This window comes from Pseudomonas grandcourensis (genome assembly GCF_039909015.1).
Taxonomy (GTDB): domain Bacteria; phylum Pseudomonadota; class Gammaproteobacteria; order Pseudomonadales; family Pseudomonadaceae; genus Aquipseudomonas; species Aquipseudomonas grandcourensis.
Window position 1 is genome coordinate 1,983,634 of record NZ_CP150919.1, and the last position, 17,037, is coordinate 2,000,670.

Sequence of the window (17,037 nt, forward strand, 5' to 3'; positions counted from 1 at the left end):
TTCGCCACATGAGCAAGACCCTGCTCGGTACCGTCGACATTACGCTCGATGGCGAGACTTACACCCTGAAGCCCACTCTTGGCGCGGTGCGAGCGATTGAGGCCCACTTTGGTGGTTTGCGCGGCGCGTCTCAGGCAATCAATGCCCTGAGCGTTGATGGTTGCGCTGTGATCATCGCCAGCGGTGCAGGCCTGACCGGGAAAGCCGCCGAGGCCATCCCTGAGCAGGTTTGGCAGGAAGGCGTCCTGGAAGTGTCCGTTAAGCTCAATGCCTACCTGGTGGTGCTGTACAACCCAAAGGGGCCCGACGCGGGAAAGAATCAGCCAGCGGTGGGGTAAGCGTCGTAGAGAACGGCAGCTATGTCGATCGGCTTTACGCGATGGCCACCGGCTGGCTCGGATGGCCGCCGGATTTGGCCTGGACTACTCCGCTTCCTGAGCTGTTCCTAGCCATGGATGCTCGGGTTGAGTGGGCGCAGATGACCAATCCCTTCGGCGGAAAGAAGGCACCCAAAGCAGGCAAACCATCACCGTCAACCGTAGCGGACAAGCTGCGCCACGCGCTGACGGGCAGGCAGGCGGCATAGCATTTTGATAGTCTTCACCAATTAATGGCGAGGGATTGACGAATGCAAAAGCTGATAGTGATGCTTCCGGTTTTTTTGTTGTTGGCGGCGTGTGGACAGTCAGATGCGGACAAGGCAAGGCAGAAGGCCGAAATGACTGAGATACGATATCAGCGTGTGGCTAGGGAGTTTGTATCAGGAGTTTTGAAAGATCCGGGCAGTGCCGAGTTTCGTAATCAGCGCGGGTTTTGTGGTGAGGTGAATTCGAAGAACTCATTTGGCGGGTATGTCGGTTTCAAGAGGTTTATTGCTGCAACCAAAGAGATGGTCGTTTTTGAGAAAGATGGACGTATGAGCTCAAGCGAATTTGAGCAAGCATGGTCTAAGCTTTGCAGTTAGTTTTTTTAACATTACCACCCGCTTCGGCGGGTTTTTTTATGCCTGGAGAAAAGCATGGCCGATACCGACGTACAGGGGATGCTCGTCCGCATCGAGGCGACCACTGCCCAGCTGCGTCAGGAGATGGCGCGTGCAGACTCCAGCGTTGCCCAAACGTCCGGTAAGATTGACAAGAGCCTGGGGCGGGTCGACACCGCCTTCGACCGTGCTGGTGAACGCGCACAACATGCCTCAGGGCTGATCAAGAATGCCCTAGCTACCGCTATTGGCGTAGCAGGGATTGGGACGATCATTGAGGCGGCCGACTCCTACGGCCAGATGTCTGACCGCATCGGTATGGCCACTGTGAGCGTTGGCGAATACGACCTGGTGCAGCAGCGGTTGCTGGATACCGCCAAGCGTACCTACCGCCCATTGAGTGAGGCGCAGGAGCTTTACATCCGGACAGCTGACAGCTTGAAGTCGATGGGATACGACACAGGCCAGGCGCTGGACGTGATGGACAGCTTCAGCTTTCTGCTGGTGACCAACTCGGCCTCAGCCGATAAAGCCAGTGTCGCCATCGATGCGTATTCGAAAGCGTTGCAGACCGGAAAGGTTGAGGCCGATGGCTGGCAATCGATCCTCGCGGCAATGCCGACAGTGGTCGACACGATCACGAAGTCTACTGGCAGGACAGCCGAGGAGATTCGCAGCCTTGGTGCCCAGGGCAAGCTCAGCCTGGACTTACTTACGGAGGGTCTGCAGAAGTCTGCGAAAGCAAATGGTGAGTTAGCCGACGGCATGAGTATTGCGGTCCGCGATGCTGTGCAGAACCTATCCAACGCATTCGGCGTTTATGTGGGGCGCCTGAACGAAACCACAGACTTCACCGGTGTTCTCGGAAAAGCCATCAGCCTTGTTGGGGACAACTTCGAAACCCTGGCCGACGTCGCGATCATGGCTGCCGTGGCAGCTCTTTCACGATATGGCGCACTTGCGGCGACATCAGCAGCGACCGCAACTTACTCTGCTTACAAGGATGTTGCGGCCAGGAAGGCTCAGGCAACGGCGGTTTTGTTGGTGGCGCAGGCTGAGCAGCAAAAGGCCCAAACATCGGTCTTCCTTGCGGAGAAGGAAGCCATTGCAGCGCGCGGCACTGCTGTCCAGACACAGATGTCGCTGCAGCTTGCTGAGGCTCGGCTGGCAGAGACGCGTGCTACCAAAGCTGTAGAGGCTGCACAGGTTGGTGTGAGTCGCGCCGGTGTAGGTCTGGTAGGAATGCTTGGGGGGCCGGTAGGTGTAGCGGCGCTGGCAATCGGTGCAGCCACCGCATTCCTCACTCTTCGCAATAACACCAGCGTCCTTGAGGAGAAGCTAGGCGATCTCAGCGACCCACTGGACAAGCTTGCGGAGAAGTTTAACAAGCTCAACAGGGCCACACAGTCCGTCACCTTGCGCGAGTTGCGCACGTCAATCGCGGATACAGAAAAGGACCTCGCCACAGCCGCCGGCTCGATCGCTTTCGAGTTTCAGGCAAGCTTGACCAACGCCGGTCTTGCCGGTGCTTCTGGTTTTATGGGCGGTATAGCTCCGCTACCAGCCGAGTTTCAATCGGCGATGGACCTCGTCAACAACGCCGTTGCCGACTCAGCAAAGGGGCAGGCAGTAGATTGGAAGGTCGTGGCGGATCAGGTCAGACTGATTCCTGGTGTCACAGAGGAAATGGCCCAGTCGATTGAGACCGGGCAAATCAAGGTTTCCGATCTCACAGTAACCCTCGATAAGCAGCGGCAGACGCTGGCAGAACTGACTGGCGAGACAGACGCCAATACCGCGGCTCGTGGAAAGAACAACGCCGCAATTGCTGCTGCGGATCAGGTCGGTCAGAAATACATCGAGCAACTACAAAAGCAGCTGGGTGCCGCCCAGGACAAAACAGCCCTCGAAGCAGCAAACAGGTTCATTGCCGAGAACACCGACCTTACGGAGGGCATGATCGTTGCCATCCGCTCGGCGGCAGCCGCCAAAGATGCACAGAAGGCCGCCGATGATGCAGCTGCCAAGGCGTCAAAAAAGAGTGCCAGCGAATCAGAGTCGGCTGCCAAGCAGCAGCTCAAGTCCTTCGGCACAGCCGAGGAAGGCTACAAGCGCCAGATCGATCTGATCAACACCAGCGGCGACAAGCAAAAAGACGCCACTGAGGTAATGAAGCTTTCCTTCGAACTGCAGGAAGGAAAGCTCGGGAAACTGAGCGAAGCGCAAAAGAAAAAGCTCATGGGCATGGCCGCCGAGCTGGACGCGCTGAACAAGCTGAAGAAAGCCAATGAAGACGATCTGAAGCTGACCGCCTTCAAGGCCGCCCAGGCTATTGGCACGCAAACCACACGGGATGGCTTCGATCAGGAGCTGGCCGGTATTGGCATGGGTGATAAGGCCAGGGATCGCATGCGTGCTGACCTGGCTCTTCGGCAGAAGTATGTCGCTGACCTGGCCAGTTTAAATGAGCAACGCAACACCGGGCAGATTTCGCCGGAGCTGTATGCCAACGAAACCATGGTTCTTCAGGATGAACTGGCGAAGCGACTGCGGGCGCAGCAGGACTTCTATGCTGCAACGGATGAGCAGCAAACCAACTGGATGAATGGCGTCAATGAGGCGTGGGCCAACTATGCCGACTACGCGCAGAACTACTCGGCCCAGGCCGCCGACTTCACGTCCGGGGCCTTGGACACCGCCACCGGTGAGATGGGTACGTTTTTTTCTGATGTGGCCCGCGGCGCAGAAGATGCCGGTGATGCTTTAGGCGACATGGTCGGCAACTTTGCCAAGTCGATGCTGAAGGCGCTGGGCGACATGGCCGCGCAGTGGCTTATCTACCAGGGCGTGCAGATGCTGGTCGGGAAGACCACTCAGGCAACAGCGGCAGGGACGCTCGGAGCCAATGCGGCGGCGATGTCTTTGCAGGCTGGGCTGAACGCCTACGCCTCCACTGCGGCGATTCCGATCATTGGCCCGGCGGCCGCGCCTGCTGCAATGGCTACGGCGTTGAGCGTCACGGGTCCACTTGCTTCGGCGGTTGGCATGACGGCCATGTCTGGTGTTGGCTTTATGGAGGGTGGCTACACCGGTAATGGGCGACGTGACGAAGTTGCCGGTCCGGTCCACCGTGGCGAGTACGTGTTCAACTCGGAGGCTACGGCGCGGATTGGCGTTGGAACCCTGGAGGCAATGGCCAACGGCAAGGCTGCGATGATCAGGCCGTCTGGCAGCGGCGGTGGTGATTCTTCATCCAGCGGGCCGGCTCCCATCGTTTTCAACGCTCCGGTGACCGTGCAGGCACAGCCAGGTATGAGTGAGCAACAGGCGCAAATGCAGGGCGAGTCAATCAGTGCCGGCCTTGAATCGCGGTTCGGTCAGTTTCTCGATCGGGAAATGCGCCAAGGTGGAAGACTCTGGAGGCGTAACTGATGGCCGAAGTATTCATTTACGACGTTCAGCTGGGAGCTGATGGCGATGTGTCGCAATCAACCTGGGAGAACGAATTCGGTGATGGCTACGTCCAGGCTGGAGGGATTGGCATCAACACGAAACGCCAGGTCTGGAACCTCACGCACACCGGATCTTTGGAGGTGGGCGATGAGTTGCCGTTGGTGCTGGCGTTCCTTGATCGTCACGAGGGTTACAAATCCTTCCTCTGGACACCACCGGGTGGCGTGCAAGGCCGGTACCGCTGTACTGGGTACAAGTCGCGTCCACAAGGCAGCACGATTTATACGCTGACCTTCGTCTTCAGGCAGGTCTACACCCCCTGATCCATCACTCAATCGAGCCCCGCCAAGTGCGGGGCTTTCTATTTCTGGAGGCTCATGAACTACAGCACTGATATCCAGAAGCTCGAGCCGGGCAACCAGATTCGGCTTTTCGAGCTCGATGCCACTCGCCTGGGGGCAAACCTCTGGCGCTTTCATGGACATGCCCAGGAGGGCGACATCATCTGGCAGGGGCAGGTTTATTCACCGCTCCAAATCACGGCAAAAGGTTTCGATATTCGGGGTGATGGCCGTCCGGCGTCGCCGACGTTGCAGGTGGCCAACGAGTTGGGTGGTGTTCCCGGCGCTATCACCGCGCTGTGCTTGCAGTTCCGTGATTTGGCCGGTGCCAAGGTGCGGGTCATCGAAACGTTTCGGCACTTTCTGGACGCGGCGAACTTCCCTGGGGGAAACCCTACGGCCAGTGATCAGAGCAAGATCAACCTCTGGTACATCGAGCAGAAGACCGAAGAAAGTCGCGCCGCTGTGGTGTTTTCGCTGTCGAGTCCCACGGACATGGAAGGCCAGCAACTGCCGTCGCAACAGATCACCAAGCTCTGCCGATGGGCTTGTCGCGGCGGGTACCGAGGAGAGGCCTGTGCGTACACCGGCACCGCCATGTTCGACAAAAAAAATCAGCCCACCGACAACCCTGCGCTCGATCGCTGCGGCGGCTGGTGGAGCAGCTGCAAGCTGCGCGGCAACACTCGCCGGTTCGGCGGGTCAATGGGCGCGAGCCTGATCGCAAGCTCGAGGTAATCCATGCGCATCAACAAACAATTGCAGGACGCGATTCGCGCTCACGCGGAACGCTCGTATCCGGCCGAAGCCTGTGGGCTGCTGATCAAATCCGCCGGCGGCCGTGAATATGTGCCGTGTGCCAACTTGGCGAAAACTGACCGGGAAAACTTCCAGATTTGCGAGCGGGACCAGGCCGCCGCAGAAGATCGCGGCGAAGTACTGGCGATTATTCACAGCCACCCGGACAAGGCACCGACACCAAGCATGGCCGATCGAGTCAGTTGCGAACTGCATGAACTGCCGTGGGGCATTGTCGGGTGGCCGGGTGGCGAGTTCGAATGGTTCAACCCATCGGGTTTCCAGGCACCGTTGTTGGGTCGGGACTTCTCGCATGGTTTGCTGGATTGCTGGGCCGCTTGCCGCGACTGGTATGCCCGGGAAGCCGGGCTGCAATTGCCGAACTTTGAGCGACATGACCTGTGGTGGGAGGACGAGGCAGGGCCGAGCCTGTACGAAGACAACTTCAAAGCCGCCGGTTTCTACCAGGTGGAAACGGCGCGGCGCGGCGACATGCTGGTGTTGCAGATCCCGACCCCGGGCCGAAACTGCTTTCATCCCAACCATGCGGCGATCTACTTGGGTGATGAGCCCGCTTTGGTCAGTGAGCCTGCGGCTACCCTGGGCGGCGTCGGCCCATTCATTTACCACCACATGCCCGGGCGTCTCGCCAGTCGTGAAGTCTACGGCTGGTCGCAGGCCAATCGGGTGAAGTTGATTCTTCGGCATAAGGACTACCGCCCGTGAAACGCACCATAAAATTGGGTGGCGTGCTGGGGAAGCGCTTCGGCCGCCAGTACGTGCTGGATATCCACGGCGTGCGCGATGCGATGAGCGCGCTGTGCAACATGAAGCCAGGCTTCGAGCAGTTTCTTCGCCAAGCTGAGGAGCGGGGCCTTGTCTTCGCTGTGTTCGTCGATGATCGAAACATCGCTGAAGCTGAGCTCGACCTGAAGGATTCCAGCGGCGGCGATATCCGCATCATGCCGATCATTCAGGGCAGCAAACAGGCGGGCATGTTTCAAACCCTGCTCGGTGTGGCGCTGATCGTGGGGGGGATGTTCACCGGTGGCACGACCTCAACGTTGGGCATGGCCTTGCTCGCCGGTGGTGCCGCTGTGGGGCTGGGGGGCGTAGTGCAAATGCTGTCGCCCACCACGAAGTCCAACACCGGCGACAAGAACGAGGACGGCAACAACCCCAGCTACGGCTTCGGCGGAGCAGTTACGACCATTGCTCAGGGCAACCCCTACCCGCTGCTTTATGGCGAACGGGAGATCGGCGGGGCGATTGAGTCCGGCGGAATCTACACCCAAGACAACATCTAACGACCCGCTTCGGCGGGTTTTTGCATTCTGGAGAGGCGAATGAGCGCAGCAACGAAGGCGAAGCGAACTGCACCGAGAACACCCCGCGCCGTCGCCGGTAGCAAGGGCGGCCAGGCCAAGCAGAAGCAGCCGAGCATTGCATCCAACAGCGTTCCGTCTATTGCAACGGCACGGATTGTTTACCTGTGGAGTTGGGGGCCGATCGTTGGTCTGGTGAATGGTCTTCGTTCGCTCAAGCTTGACGGTACGCCGGTGCAGGCTGAGGACGGAACGCTCAACTTCCCGGGCGTGAAGTGGCAGTTCCGTTCCGGAGAGCTGAACCAGTCACGCCTCGAAGGGATATCGGAAGCGAGCAATGAAATCTCCGTGAATCAGGCGTTGGTCAGCACCACGCCGTGGCTGCACACCATCAACAACTCGCTGATCGACGCCGTCCGCATTCGCCTCGCGTGGCCGCAACTGCAAAGCCAGGATGCCAGCGGCAACATCAACGGCGTCCGGATCGAGTATTCCGTTGAGATCTCGACCGACTCCGGACCGTACGTGCAAGTCCTCAGTTCTTTCGTCGACCGCAAGAACGTCACGAAGTACGAACGCTCTCACCGGATCGAACTCCCCGCCGGCAGTCGTTGGACAATCCGCGTTCGGCGCCTGACACCTGAGGCGAACAGCTCGCTGATTCAAGACGGGATGCTGGTTGAGGCTATCGCCGAGGTGGTCAACAGCGATCAGGAGTACCCGTTGACCGCTGTAGGCTGCCTTGAGTACGACGCCCAGCAGTTCGGTGGTGACATTGCCAAGGTCGCAGCACTGATGCGCGGGCGCATCGTGCGGGTGCCTGCCAACTACGACACCGCGACTAGGACTTACCGCACCAGTGGTGCTGGTACAAGCGGAGGTGTTTGGGACGGGACCTTTCGGGAGGCCTACACCAACAACCCGGCCTGGGTGTTTTACGACCTGGTGTTGCATCCGTACTACGGCCTCGGTGAGCGCATCGACGCAACCATGGTTGATCGGTGGTCGCTATACCGCATCGGTCAGTACTGCGACCAGATGGTGCCGAACGGCAAGGGCGGTCAAGAACCGCGCTTCACCTGCAACCTGTATTTTCAGAAGCAAGCCGAAGCCTATGCAGTGTTACAGGACCTGGCTTCGATTTTCCACGGCATGGCCTACTGGGACGGCAGCCAAATTGTCGTCAACGCCGATATGCCCGGCGACCCGGTCTACACCTACAGCCCGTCGCAGATCCTCAATAACGGTGAGATCAAGTATGAGGGAACCCGGGCGCGCGATCGGCATACGCTGGCGATGGTTGCCTGGGATAATCCGAATCAAGGTTTTGAGACTGACAAGGAGCCAGTGTTCGATGACGACGCGATGGCTGAGCTGGGCATGGTGCGCGAGCTCGCCGTCGACGCCATCGGCTGCACGTCACTGGGCCAAGGGCAGCGTGCCGGACAATGGGCGCTGTTGACTGAACAGCTGCAAACTCGTGGCGCCACCATGCGCGTGGGGCTTGATGGGCAAATCCCCAAGCCGGGCCAAGTGATTGCCATCGCCGACCCCGCCCTGGCTGGTCGTGCGAATGGCGGGCGTATTTCAGCGGTTGCCGGCCGAGTCATAACCTTGGATCGCGATACTCCGGTGCCCGCCGGTGCGCGACTCTTCGTCAACTTGCCCAGCGGCAAGTCAGAAGCCCGCGTGGTGAAGTCGGCAGTGGGGCGGGCGCTGACCGTCATGGCGGATTACAGCGAGGTACCTCAAGCCGAATGTGGGTGGGCGGTCGATTACGATGACCTGAAGCTGATGCAGTTCTATGTCCGCAACGTGACGCGTCCTGAGTGGCATCAGTTTCAGTTCGAGATGATTCAGCATGAGCCGAGTAAGTTCAACGCGATCGATTTCGGCGCGGTCGTTGATACGAGGCCAATTACGGGCATCCCGGTTGGAACGCAGGCCGCACCGGCTCGCGTGCTGCTCAGCCAGCATGTCGTCGTCGAGCAGGGTATTGCCGTCACGAACATGACCATTGCTTGGGATTCTGCGCCAGATGCTGTCGCGTATGACGTCGAATGGCGCTGGGGAGCCCGGGAGTGGGTCAAGGTTCCTCGCACCGGTGAATTAGCGGTGGATGTGCGGGGTATCTACTCCGGCCAGTATCTGGCCAGGGTTCGTGCTGTCAGTGCGTTGAATGTGTCGTCTATTCCGACCAATTCTGTACTCACCGACTTGAAGGGGAAAACCGGTTTGCCGCCGGCGGTGTCATTCCTGACGGCCACCTCGCTGTTGTTCGGTATTCGCCTCAAGTGGGGTTTCCCTGCGGGAGCCGCTGACACCCAGCGTACGGAGATCTGGTATGGCCCGGCCAACAACCTGGCCGCAGCTACCAAGCTCGCAGATCTGGCCTACCCGCAAAGCGACTACGCCATGCAGAGCCTGCTGGCGGGCACCTCGTTCTTTTTCTGGGCACGCCTGGTAGACCGGATCGGCAACCTCGGTCCTTTCTATCCGGTGGTGAACGGGGTGTTGGGCCAGTCGAGCTCGAACGCTGCTCCGATCCTGGAGATGATCAAGGGGCAGATCACCGAGACAGAACTCGGCCAAGACCTGCTAAGCGAGATCGATAAAATCCCCGGGCTTCAAACGCAGATCAATGCGCTCGACGAAACCTACGACCCGACCAAAACCTACATCAAGAATGCGATCGTGCGTTCCGGCCAGTTGCTGTATCAGGCCAAGGTGCCGGTGCCGATCAACACGCCACCACCGAACGGGACCTATTGGTTGGATGTGGGGCAGTCGGTGGAAACGGCCAATGGACTGGCCCAGCAGGTTTCGACAAACACTGCCGACATAATCGACCTTCATGGTGAGATCACTGCGCAAGCTACGGCGTTCGATGCGCTACGGGCGTCGTATCGGGACGACAACGGCGAAGGGGAACTGGCGGACGCACTCAAGAGCTGGACCAGCACCGCCGCAATTGCCACGGAGGAGAAAGTTCGCGCGTCAGAAACTGAGGCTTCGGCGAGAAGGCAGACAACGCTAGAAGCCAAGATCGGCGACAACGTGGCCAGCATCACCACCCTTGAACAGGTGGTGGTTAACAACCAGCAAGCCACTGCTCAGCAGATCACCCAACTGAGTACGACGGTCGATGGGCAGGGTTCGCAGCTCGACGGTCAGGGCGTGGAGATCGGCAAACAGAAGACGATGATCGAGACCAACGCCTCGATCATCAACGACGTGAACGGCAAGCTGGCTGCGACCTGGTCGGTGAAGATGCAATACAGCACCTCCACCGGGCAGTACATCGCCGCCGGGATTGGCCTGGGCATTGAGAACACCGCAGCCGGATTGCAAAGCCAGTTTCTGGTCAGCGCGGATCGCTTCGCCATCGTCAACACCATGGCCGGCGGCGCTGTGTCTGTTCCGTTTGCGGTGCAGGGCGGCCAAGTGTTTATGAACTCGACGTTCATCGCTGACGGCACCATCACCAACGCCAAGATCGGCAGCTATATCAGCTCGACCAACTACATCGCCGGCCAGCAAGGCTGGATCCTCAATAAAGACGGAACGCTGGAGATCAATGGCATTGTCCCTGGTCAGGGGCGACTGGTGATCAACTCGCTGAACGTCTCGGTCTACGACGCCAACAACGTGTTGCGTGTCCGACTCGGCTATCTGGGGTGAAAAATGGCTTATGGAATGCGGGTTTGGGGGCCTGATGGCGGGCTGCAGCTCGATGAGAACTCTTTCACCATGCGGGTTGTGCTGTCGACACAGGTCAGCTTTGCAACCAGCGTGAAAACGAGTCAGGACTTCTCGGTGCCGGGTTGCGATGCTTCCAACTCGGTGGCGATCGTTATTCCGGTAGGCCCTTACGACGCGGATAGATCTTTCCAGTTCGAAACCGAAATGCTCTCGGGGGTTGCGCGTGTTTACAACTACACGTGCACCTTCGAGGCCAGCCTTTCCACCAGCGGAACCATGCGATTGATGGTTATAAGGTTTGCTTGATGGCCTCGTACGGACTCACTTTCGTCAACAACAGTAACCAGGTGGTCATCGACTCGGAGTTTGCTCGGCTCAACGTGATCTGCAGCGGGCGTTATGCGCCGACGCAGGAGTCAGGGCTTGGATCGTCCACTGCCTTTCCTCGTGTCATCACCAGTCAGGAGCCGCCGCTGGTGTTTTGCCGTCCAGATACTGGAGGGATCGCAGGGCTCACCGCCATGCAGGTGATCGGGTCGGCCGGTAATTGGACAGGCTTTTACGTTAGGGCCTACGACGTGAACACCAACCAGCCGAACGGACGGTATTTCGCGGCGACATTCGGTGCACAACCCGTTGCCACTTATGGGATGCGGCTCTGGGACGGGTCTTCAAAGTTGCTGTTTGACTCCGGTACGCCGACGGCGCTGTTCACGAGGGCGTTTCAGAATTGGACTTATCAGCGGTCCGACACCAGTCAAACAGGTTCCTCGCGGAACTATTACACGGTGCCATTCAACTTTCCCGAAAACGAATACCTGCTGATCAATACGTTCGGCATGAACATGCTGACGGGGTCAGCTTCCGGTCGTCTCGTTAAAACCCTTTGGGATTTCAATTCCGGAGTGCTGTACGCCATTACGGACGGATTCAGCAATCCGTTCGCCTTCTTTATGCCTGCTGTTTTCGCAAAGCTCGCGGTTTAACCAATCAAATAGGAAGTAGCCATGCCCTGGTACAAATCAGGAACGGTCTCTGTCACCCTCAATTCGAGCGCCGTGATTGGTGCGGGCACCGCCTTCATTGCGAACGCGCGTGTGGGCGATGCCTTTCGCGGCCCCGATGGCGCCTGGTACGAGGTGACCAACATTGCCAGCGACACGGCGATGTCGATTTCGCCTAACTACAAGGGCGCGACCAATGCCGCCGGCAGTTACGCCCTCGCGCCGATGCAAGGTTACGTCAAGGACTCGGCGGATGCGCTGCGGGCCTTGGTCAATACCTACGGGGCAAAGCTCGCAGCGCTGGGTACGACCGGTAACTACGATGTTCTGCCGGTAAGTAAAGGTGGTACCGGGCTAACTGCCGTTGGGACCGCCATTTCATCAGACGTCATGACCAGTGACGTAGATACGACGGCGGGGCGACTGCTCAGGGTTGGCGACTTTGGTATCGGCGGTACCTCAGGAGGGATGGGTGTTACCGACGCCAACCTGGCAATAATTCCGGGTTTTGTACGTCTCAACACGCCTTGCACTAACGCGCCAATCGCGGGGGTGCCTTTCTCGATGCTCGTGACTCGTTACAATCAAGAGGTTACTCAGTTGGCCTTCCAAGAAGGCACAGCCGTTCCAGTTGTTTTTGTTCGCAAACGCCTTGGAGCCACAACTTGGGGCAACTGGCGTGGCGTTGCAATGAATGGTGCCAATACCGATATCACCAGCCTTACGGGCCTGACTACGGCGCTGAGTACTGCTCAGGGCGGGACAGGCAACACCATCGGTATGGCCACAAGGCTCGCTGCGGCCGCCATTATCGGCACGGTTTCACAATCAGGTGGAGTGCCGACAGGGGCTATCATCGAGCGTGGATCAAATGCAAATGGATCGTACGTAAAGTTTGCAGATGGCACGATGATTGCCAGTGCCGCAACTTCACAATCTTTCAACTTGGCCACTGCGTATGGGTCAAGTGGCGCTAAATATTCGGTATTCGGATGGTCCTTTCCTATTCAGTTCGCGGCAATCCCTCAGGTTTTCTGTAGTGCCCAAACGGCAGGTCGACTGATTCTAACGGGTTCAGTATTTGGTAACCCTACAGTCTCGAGCCATAGCGCTTTTGCTATCGATGTATCCGGGGATGCAGGTGTGCAAACTTATTACTTTAACTTCTGTGCCATAGGGCGGTGGTACTAATTATGCGAATCGAACTTTCACCACAGATTCGAAGTGATAACTTGAAAGTCATCAAAAGCGGCAGCGTACTCACCGTCAATGGTGAGCGTTTTGACTTCTCACGAATGGGAGTCGGAGACACGTTGCCACGTAACGCTATTCAATCCGACTGGTTCGGCAGGCCGACCGACGATGTTTCAATGCAGGATGGGGGGCTGGTGCTGACCCTGACGCTGCCGTTGCCGGACAACTACAGCCAGGAGCAGGCCTTCCCAGTACCGCTGCAAAACGTGCTGGATGGCGAGGTGATGTTCCCGCAACCACTGCCGAGCTATGACCCTTTGGAAAGTCCAGCGTCAGAGATTCTGCCTCAGGGACAATCCACCGCTGGTGTCATCGACTGGTCGCTGCTGGTCACTGCCGCGATGAAGGCGTCAACCGTCGCTGCTGCGCACCTGCTTGAGGTGAAAACCGAACTGGCCGTGAGGAACGCCAAAGCCGCCGCGCAGATCACTCGTATTCAGGACCGCGTCAACACGTTGGGCTACGGCATCGACAGCGGCGACGCCACAGTCGAGGACGAAGCCGAACAAACGGCGCTGGTCGTCAGCCTTGCCGTGTGGAAGGCCTACAAGTTTGCGTTGGGTAAGGTCACGAAACAGCCAACATGGCCAGCCACTCCTGTATGGCCAGTAGAGCCAGCTGTGCCGGACATAGTCGCTGATCCCGAAGCTATAGCTGCCGACGTGATGTAACACGCAGCCACCGCACAAAGCACCCGCCATCGCGCGGGATTTTTTTGTCTGGAGAAAAGTGATGACCGTATCCGAGAAAGACCGCGACATCCTCGCCCGTACGCTGTGGGGCGAGGCCCGCGGCGAATCCCTGGTCGGCCAGATTGCCGTGGCCTGTACCATCCGCAACCGCGTGAACGACGGCAAGGACAAGTCGTGGTGGGGGGAGGGCTATGCCGGTGTGTGCCAGAAGCCGTACCAGTTCAGCTGCTGGAACAGGAGCGACCCAAACTTCGCCTACCTGAGCGGCGCAAGGCAGATTCCTTTCCGTGAGCTCGCGCAGGCGCGCATTGCTGCAGACCAGGTAATCGATGGAAAGATGCCGGATCCCACCGGCGGTGCCACCCATTACTACGCGACCACCATGCCGAAGCCACCGGCATGGGTGAAAGGCGCCAAGGAGACGTTGAGGCTCGGTCACCACGTGTTCTTTAAGGATGTGCCATGAGTCGCCAATCGAAAGTTCTGAGACACAGCAATGACAATGGTCTGACGTTCTGGTGTCCTGGCTGCGATGGCGCACACGCCATTCAGCATGGCACCGGGGCCGGTCCACGCTGGGGCTGGAATGGCAGCGCGGAAGGTCCGACGTTCTCGCCTTCGATCCTAGTCAGGTATCCGGCTAACCCTGATGCCATTGAAGAGTTCAAAGAGTGGCGTACGGAGCGTGTATGTCATTCGTTCGTGACCGATGGCCGCATCCAGTTCCTGGACGATTGCACCCACGCGCTAGCCGGACAAACGGTCGTTCTGCCGGACTGGGAGGACTGAGCATGACGCACTATCTGAAAGCAGGTGCTGTTCTGCTGCTAACCACCCTGGTGCTGGGTGCGCTGTTCGGCGCCTATCACCACGGCGTGACGGTCACGGCTGGAAAGTGGCAGTCGGAGTGGAATGCTCGTGACACCCGGGACGCCGAGGCGAGGGCGCTCAATGAGGCTGCCGAGCGCACCAAAGAGCATGCCTACCAACAGTCAATCAACAAGGCGGTTCAAGATGGGCAACGAAACATCGATCAAGCAATGGCTGATGCTGCTGCCGCTCGCGCTTCTGCTGGCGGCGTGCAGCTCGCCGCAGCCAACCTTGCCCGTCGACTCGCAGCCAGTGAAGCCAGCGGCAATTCCTGCGCTGCCGCCGCAAGCAAGGCAGCTGCCCGTGCCGCCGCAGTGCTTGCCGACGTGTTCAAGAGCGCTGACCAGCGAGCGGGCGACCTGGCTGCAATTGCTGATCAAGCGCGAGTCCGGGGATTGATCTGTGAGCAGGTGTACGACGGCCTTGGTAAATAGATTTGTCGCGGCGTGATCAGGTCGGCCCAGGCACGAAGTATTTCGTTGGATGAAACGAAAAGGCCGCAGCGGTTGCTGCGGCCTTTTAATTACGCTTTTTGTAGCTCTGTTATGTTCGCCGGCCTGCGCTTTATCAGCTTCAGCATCATGCGTTGGCAGGGTTTCTCGATCAGAACCCACAGCAAATAAGACGCGGCAATGGTGACTGTCCAGTAGCCGATCATGACCACAACAGGGTCAATGCCCGCTGTCCATGTGGGGTTGATCATCAGCGAACGAATAATCATCTGGTGAATCAGGTAAATGGAAAAGCTGATTTCTCCCAGCAGAACGAGCGGTCGCCAGCTCAAGATGTACGTAACCGTACCGGTGCTCGATGCCAGCAGGAACAGGCCGATCGCATAGAACACGGACGAACTACTAACCGTTATCCACCCTCTCAAAGCCGGGCCAATCAAGCCTTGTCGCTCGAGGCTCCAGCCGATTGCAGGCATATAGTAGGAGCCAGCGAGAATCACCAGCAGCGCCACCAATCCGACCGATTTAAACCCTGATTCCTTTACCTTGTGCCCATATACAAGGAATGCCTTGCCCGCGACCATGCCGAGGACGAATTCAAACAGTCGGGCAGGCGGCCAGATATAAACCCAAGAGGCCGTGGTTACCACGTCACCGGAGGCGTAGGCCGGGGCGTTCGTCGATACTGCGATGAAGACTGCGGCCATTGCCAATGCAAACGATATCGCCAGCTTGATATGCCAAGTCTTTGAAAAGTTCAGAATCAGCAATGGGAACATCGCGTAAAAAAACATTTCGACTGACAGCGTCCAGGCAACCCCGTTGAACGCGAAGAAGTTAGATGGGAGTTGGCTCCACGCTTGTGTCAGCGTGGCGCTGAGCAAGGTCTGCTCAGCAGTGACAACAAGCCCGGTGGCGTATGGATATGCCCACAAGTAGTACAGCAACCCCATTGTGAAAATGTGAGCTGGCCAAACGCGGGAGATCCGAGCCCAAATAAATTTAACGGAATTCCCTACGCCTGAAAGGTTGCTGTGGGCATAAGTCAAGATGAAGCCAGATAAAACGAAGAAAAACGTTACACCCTGGATGAGGGTGAAAGTCTTCGTGAAATCTTCCCAGATATGGAAATAGCTGGCTGAGTGCTGTATCACGATCATCGCAGCTGCGAAAAATCTCAGCGACGTGAGTGCTGGGATTGATGTTTTCATCATCTGTCCTTGAGGTGCAAAGCTTCCCTGCACCTGGTGTGCCGGTAACTGATGGCGCGAATTCTATCCGATTGTACGGAAATGTGTAATTTTGGATTCATTGCGTTCGATGGATGGTCGCGCAGGATTGATTTGCTGGCTAAGAACCCGTTGCAGGTCGTCGCCCTTGCCCCAGTGCATGCTCGTCGCATTATCGGAATCACCGGCGTCGGTGACCAAGGGCTGATGGTATTGGCGGCGTGCCAAGTCTACGTGCAGACTATTGATTCTCCCTCTCACGCTTCTCCATGAGCAGTTTCTGGTTCTCTCGAAACAAGTGATCCCGCTGGTCAGAAACGAGCATAAGGCTGCGGACTGTCCCGGATAACGCAGAGTTTTCGACGTGGAGGCGGGATGCCTCGGCCTTGGTTGTGGCCAACTGTGAGCGCAGCGCATCACGTTCACCTGCGGCTTCGGCATGCATTTCGACCAGCTTGAAGATCTTTTCCCGGGCCTGGCGCAGTTGCAGGGTCAGTTCCTCCACTTCGTTTTCATAGATTCCGAGCTGATGTCGACAGGTTTCGATCGGTGTCGGGCAGCCAAGCCAGTCGCTGGTGTCTTGGATTTCGTATTGATCCATGATTGCGCCTCATTAGAACTGTTTGTATATACAGTAATGGGGTCGCAACAATTGGGCGAGTGGAGGGTGACGAGCAGTAAAATTTTGGAGTGACGAACGATCGGCAGGACGCCGTAGGGGGGAATGAAACTTGTACCAATTTTTGTACCAATGACCGCGTAAGCAGGGGGTAAACCGGGTATTCCAAAGTAAGGAAGTGCCCGGTTTCATTGGCCCTGATTACTTTGCCTTACCCCTTTAGAATCGCCGTGTAATTCTGTTCCAGGGACATGAAACTACCTGTGGGATTTTACGCAAAGGGCAAGGGTACGGTGACGGACACGACGCTGCAAGC

18 protein-coding genes are annotated in these 17,037 nt (G+C 57.9%); 16 read left to right on the forward strand and 2 right to left on the reverse strand.

The features are described from left to right. Positions 1 to 8: 8 nt before the first annotated feature. The 16 genes from AABM52_RS08935 to AABM52_RS09010 all read left to right on the forward strand — a co-directional run bounded on the left by AABM52_RS08935 (position 9) and on the right by AABM52_RS09010 (position 14,855). A complete protein-coding gene (locus AABM52_RS08935; RefSeq protein ID WP_347911381.1) occupies positions 9 to 338 on the forward strand; it encodes a hypothetical protein in 330 nt (109 codons plus the stop codon). Positions 339 to 379: 41 nt separating this feature from the next. After that, positions 380 to 586, forward strand: a complete 207-nt coding sequence (locus AABM52_RS08940) for a hypothetical protein (RefSeq protein WP_347911382.1) — start codon at positions 380 to 382, stop codon at positions 584 to 586. 42 nt (positions 587 to 628) lie between these two features. Beyond that, the gene (locus AABM52_RS08945; protein ID WP_347911383.1) at positions 629 to 964 is read left to right on the forward strand and encodes a hypothetical protein; all 336 of its coding nucleotides are present in this window, start codon (positions 629 to 631) and stop codon (positions 962 to 964) included. A 54-nt stretch (positions 965 to 1,018) separates the two neighbouring features. Further along, positions 1,019 to 4,414, forward strand: coding sequence for a tape measure protein (locus tag AABM52_RS08950; RefSeq protein WP_347911384.1), 3,396 nt, complete (start codon positions 1,019 to 1,021; stop codon positions 4,412 to 4,414). Further along, entirely contained in the window at positions 4,414 to 4,758 is a 345-nt protein-coding gene (locus AABM52_RS08955) for a phage tail protein (RefSeq protein WP_347911385.1), read from the forward strand. The genes AABM52_RS08950 and AABM52_RS08955 overlap by 1 nt, the downstream gene beginning before the upstream one ends. A 54-nt stretch (positions 4,759 to 4,812) precedes the next feature. Beyond that, positions 4,813 to 5,514 carry a phage minor tail protein L gene (locus AABM52_RS08960; protein WP_347911386.1) on the forward strand — a complete coding sequence of 234 codons (702 nt, stop codon included), beginning with the start codon at positions 4,813 to 4,815 and terminating at the stop codon, positions 5,512 to 5,514. 3 nt (positions 5,515 to 5,517) lie between these two features. Then, complete coding sequence (locus AABM52_RS08965) at positions 5,518 to 6,300, forward strand: Mov34/MPN/PAD-1 family protein (protein ID WP_347911387.1); 783 nt, start codon at positions 5,518 to 5,520, stop codon at positions 6,298 to 6,300. Then, positions 6,297 to 6,881, forward strand: a complete 585-nt coding sequence (locus tag AABM52_RS08970) for a tail assembly protein (protein WP_347911388.1) — start codon at positions 6,297 to 6,299, stop codon at positions 6,879 to 6,881. Before AABM52_RS08965 ends, AABM52_RS08970 begins: the two co-directional genes overlap by 4 nt. A gap of 39 nt (positions 6,882 to 6,920) precedes the next feature. Further along, positions 6,921 to 10,580 (forward strand): DUF1983 domain-containing protein, encoded by a 3,660-nt coding sequence (locus AABM52_RS08975; protein WP_347911389.1) that lies wholly within the window; start codon positions 6,921 to 6,923, stop codon positions 10,578 to 10,580. A 15-nt stretch (positions 10,581 to 10,595) separates the two neighbouring features. Continuing rightward, on the forward strand, positions 10,596 to 10,907 hold the full coding sequence (locus AABM52_RS08980; protein ID WP_347912601.1) for a hypothetical protein: 312 nt from the start codon (positions 10,596 to 10,598) through the stop codon (positions 10,905 to 10,907). Next, a complete protein-coding gene (locus AABM52_RS08985) occupies positions 10,904 to 11,587 on the forward strand; it encodes a hypothetical protein (RefSeq protein WP_347911390.1) in 684 nt (227 codons plus the stop codon). Before AABM52_RS08980 ends, AABM52_RS08985 begins: the two co-directional genes overlap by 4 nt. A gap of 21 nt (positions 11,588 to 11,608) precedes the next feature. Beyond that, positions 11,609 to 12,796 (forward strand): phage tail protein, encoded by a 1,188-nt coding sequence (locus tag AABM52_RS08990; RefSeq protein ID WP_347911391.1) that lies wholly within the window; start codon positions 11,609 to 11,611, stop codon positions 12,794 to 12,796. 404 nt (positions 12,797 to 13,200) lie between these two features. Then, positions 13,201 to 13,530: a phage tail protein gene (locus AABM52_RS08995; RefSeq protein ID WP_347912602.1), complete on the forward strand. Its 330-nt coding sequence runs from the start codon at positions 13,201 to 13,203 to the stop codon at positions 13,528 to 13,530. A 61-nt stretch (positions 13,531 to 13,591) separates the two neighbouring features. Next, complete coding sequence (locus AABM52_RS09000) at positions 13,592 to 14,017, forward strand: cell wall hydrolase (RefSeq protein WP_347911393.1); 426 nt, start codon at positions 13,592 to 13,594, stop codon at positions 14,015 to 14,017. Beyond that, on the forward strand, positions 14,014 to 14,340 hold the full coding sequence (locus AABM52_RS09005; RefSeq protein WP_347911394.1) for a DUF6527 family protein: 327 nt from the start codon (positions 14,014 to 14,016) through the stop codon (positions 14,338 to 14,340). Before AABM52_RS09000 ends, AABM52_RS09005 begins: the two co-directional genes overlap by 4 nt. 2 nt (positions 14,341 to 14,342) lie before the next feature. Further along, positions 14,343 to 14,855, forward strand: coding sequence for a DUF2514 family protein (locus tag AABM52_RS09010; protein ID WP_347911395.1), 513 nt, complete (start codon positions 14,343 to 14,345; stop codon positions 14,853 to 14,855). A gap of 89 nt (positions 14,856 to 14,944) precedes the next feature. Here the strand turns inward: AABM52_RS09010 and AABM52_RS09015 are convergent, their stop codons facing one another. Both AABM52_RS09015 and AABM52_RS09020 read right to left on the reverse strand, forming a co-directional pair. Then, positions 14,945 to 16,084 (reverse strand): acyltransferase, encoded by a 1,140-nt coding sequence (locus tag AABM52_RS09015; RefSeq protein ID WP_347911397.1) that lies wholly within the window; start codon positions 16,082 to 16,084, stop codon positions 14,945 to 14,947. A gap of 259 nt (positions 16,085 to 16,343) precedes the next feature. Beyond that, positions 16,344 to 16,703, reverse strand: coding sequence for a hypothetical protein (locus AABM52_RS09020; RefSeq protein ID WP_347911398.1), 360 nt, complete (start codon positions 16,701 to 16,703; stop codon positions 16,344 to 16,346). Positions 16,704 to 17,037 lie beyond the last annotated feature (334 nt).

Excerpts from the sequence above, each read along its gene's own strand:
- AABM52_RS08990 (WP_347911391.1), top strand. The coding sequence starts at position 11,609 with ATGCCCTGGTACAAATCAGGAACGGTCTCTGTCACCCTCAATTCGAGC.
- AABM52_RS09015 (WP_347911397.1), bottom strand. The coding sequence starts at position 16,084 with ATGAAAACATCAATCCCAGCACTCACGTCGCTGAGATTTTTCGCAGCT.
- AABM52_RS09000 (WP_347911393.1), top strand. The coding sequence starts at position 13,592 with ATGACCGTATCCGAGAAAGACCGCGACATCCTCGCCCGTACGCTGTGG.
- AABM52_RS09010 (WP_347911395.1), top strand. The coding sequence starts at position 14,343 with ATGACGCACTATCTGAAAGCAGGTGCTGTTCTGCTGCTAACCACCCTG.
- AABM52_RS08975 (WP_347911389.1), top strand. The coding sequence starts at position 6,921 with ATGAGCGCAGCAACGAAGGCGAAGCGAACTGCACCGAGAACACCCCGC.
- AABM52_RS08940 (WP_347911382.1), top strand. The coding sequence starts at position 380 with ATGGCCACCGGCTGGCTCGGATGGCCGCCGGATTTGGCCTGGACTACT.
- AABM52_RS08935 (WP_347911381.1), top strand. The coding sequence starts at position 9 with ATGAGCAAGACCCTGCTCGGTACCGTCGACATTACGCTCGATGGCGAG.
- AABM52_RS09005 (WP_347911394.1), top strand. The coding sequence starts at position 14,014 with ATGAGTCGCCAATCGAAAGTTCTGAGACACAGCAATGACAATGGTCTG.
- AABM52_RS08955 (WP_347911385.1), top strand. The coding sequence starts at position 4,414 with ATGGCCGAAGTATTCATTTACGACGTTCAGCTGGGAGCTGATGGCGAT.
- AABM52_RS08980 (WP_347912601.1), top strand. The coding sequence starts at position 10,596 with ATGCGGGTTTGGGGGCCTGATGGCGGGCTGCAGCTCGATGAGAACTCT.
- AABM52_RS08960 (WP_347911386.1), top strand. The coding sequence starts at position 4,813 with ATGAACTACAGCACTGATATCCAGAAGCTCGAGCCGGGCAACCAGATT.
- AABM52_RS08965 (WP_347911387.1), top strand. The coding sequence starts at position 5,518 with ATGCGCATCAACAAACAATTGCAGGACGCGATTCGCGCTCACGCGGAA.
- AABM52_RS08995 (WP_347912602.1), top strand. The coding sequence starts at position 13,201 with ATGAAGGCGTCAACCGTCGCTGCTGCGCACCTGCTTGAGGTGAAAACC.
- AABM52_RS08945 (WP_347911383.1), top strand. The coding sequence starts at position 629 with ATGCAAAAGCTGATAGTGATGCTTCCGGTTTTTTTGTTGTTGGCGGCG.
- AABM52_RS09020 (WP_347911398.1), bottom strand. The coding sequence starts at position 16,703 with ATGGATCAATACGAAATCCAAGACACCAGCGACTGGCTTGGCTGCCCG.
- AABM52_RS08950 (WP_347911384.1), top strand. The coding sequence starts at position 1,019 with ATGGCCGATACCGACGTACAGGGGATGCTCGTCCGCATCGAGGCGACC.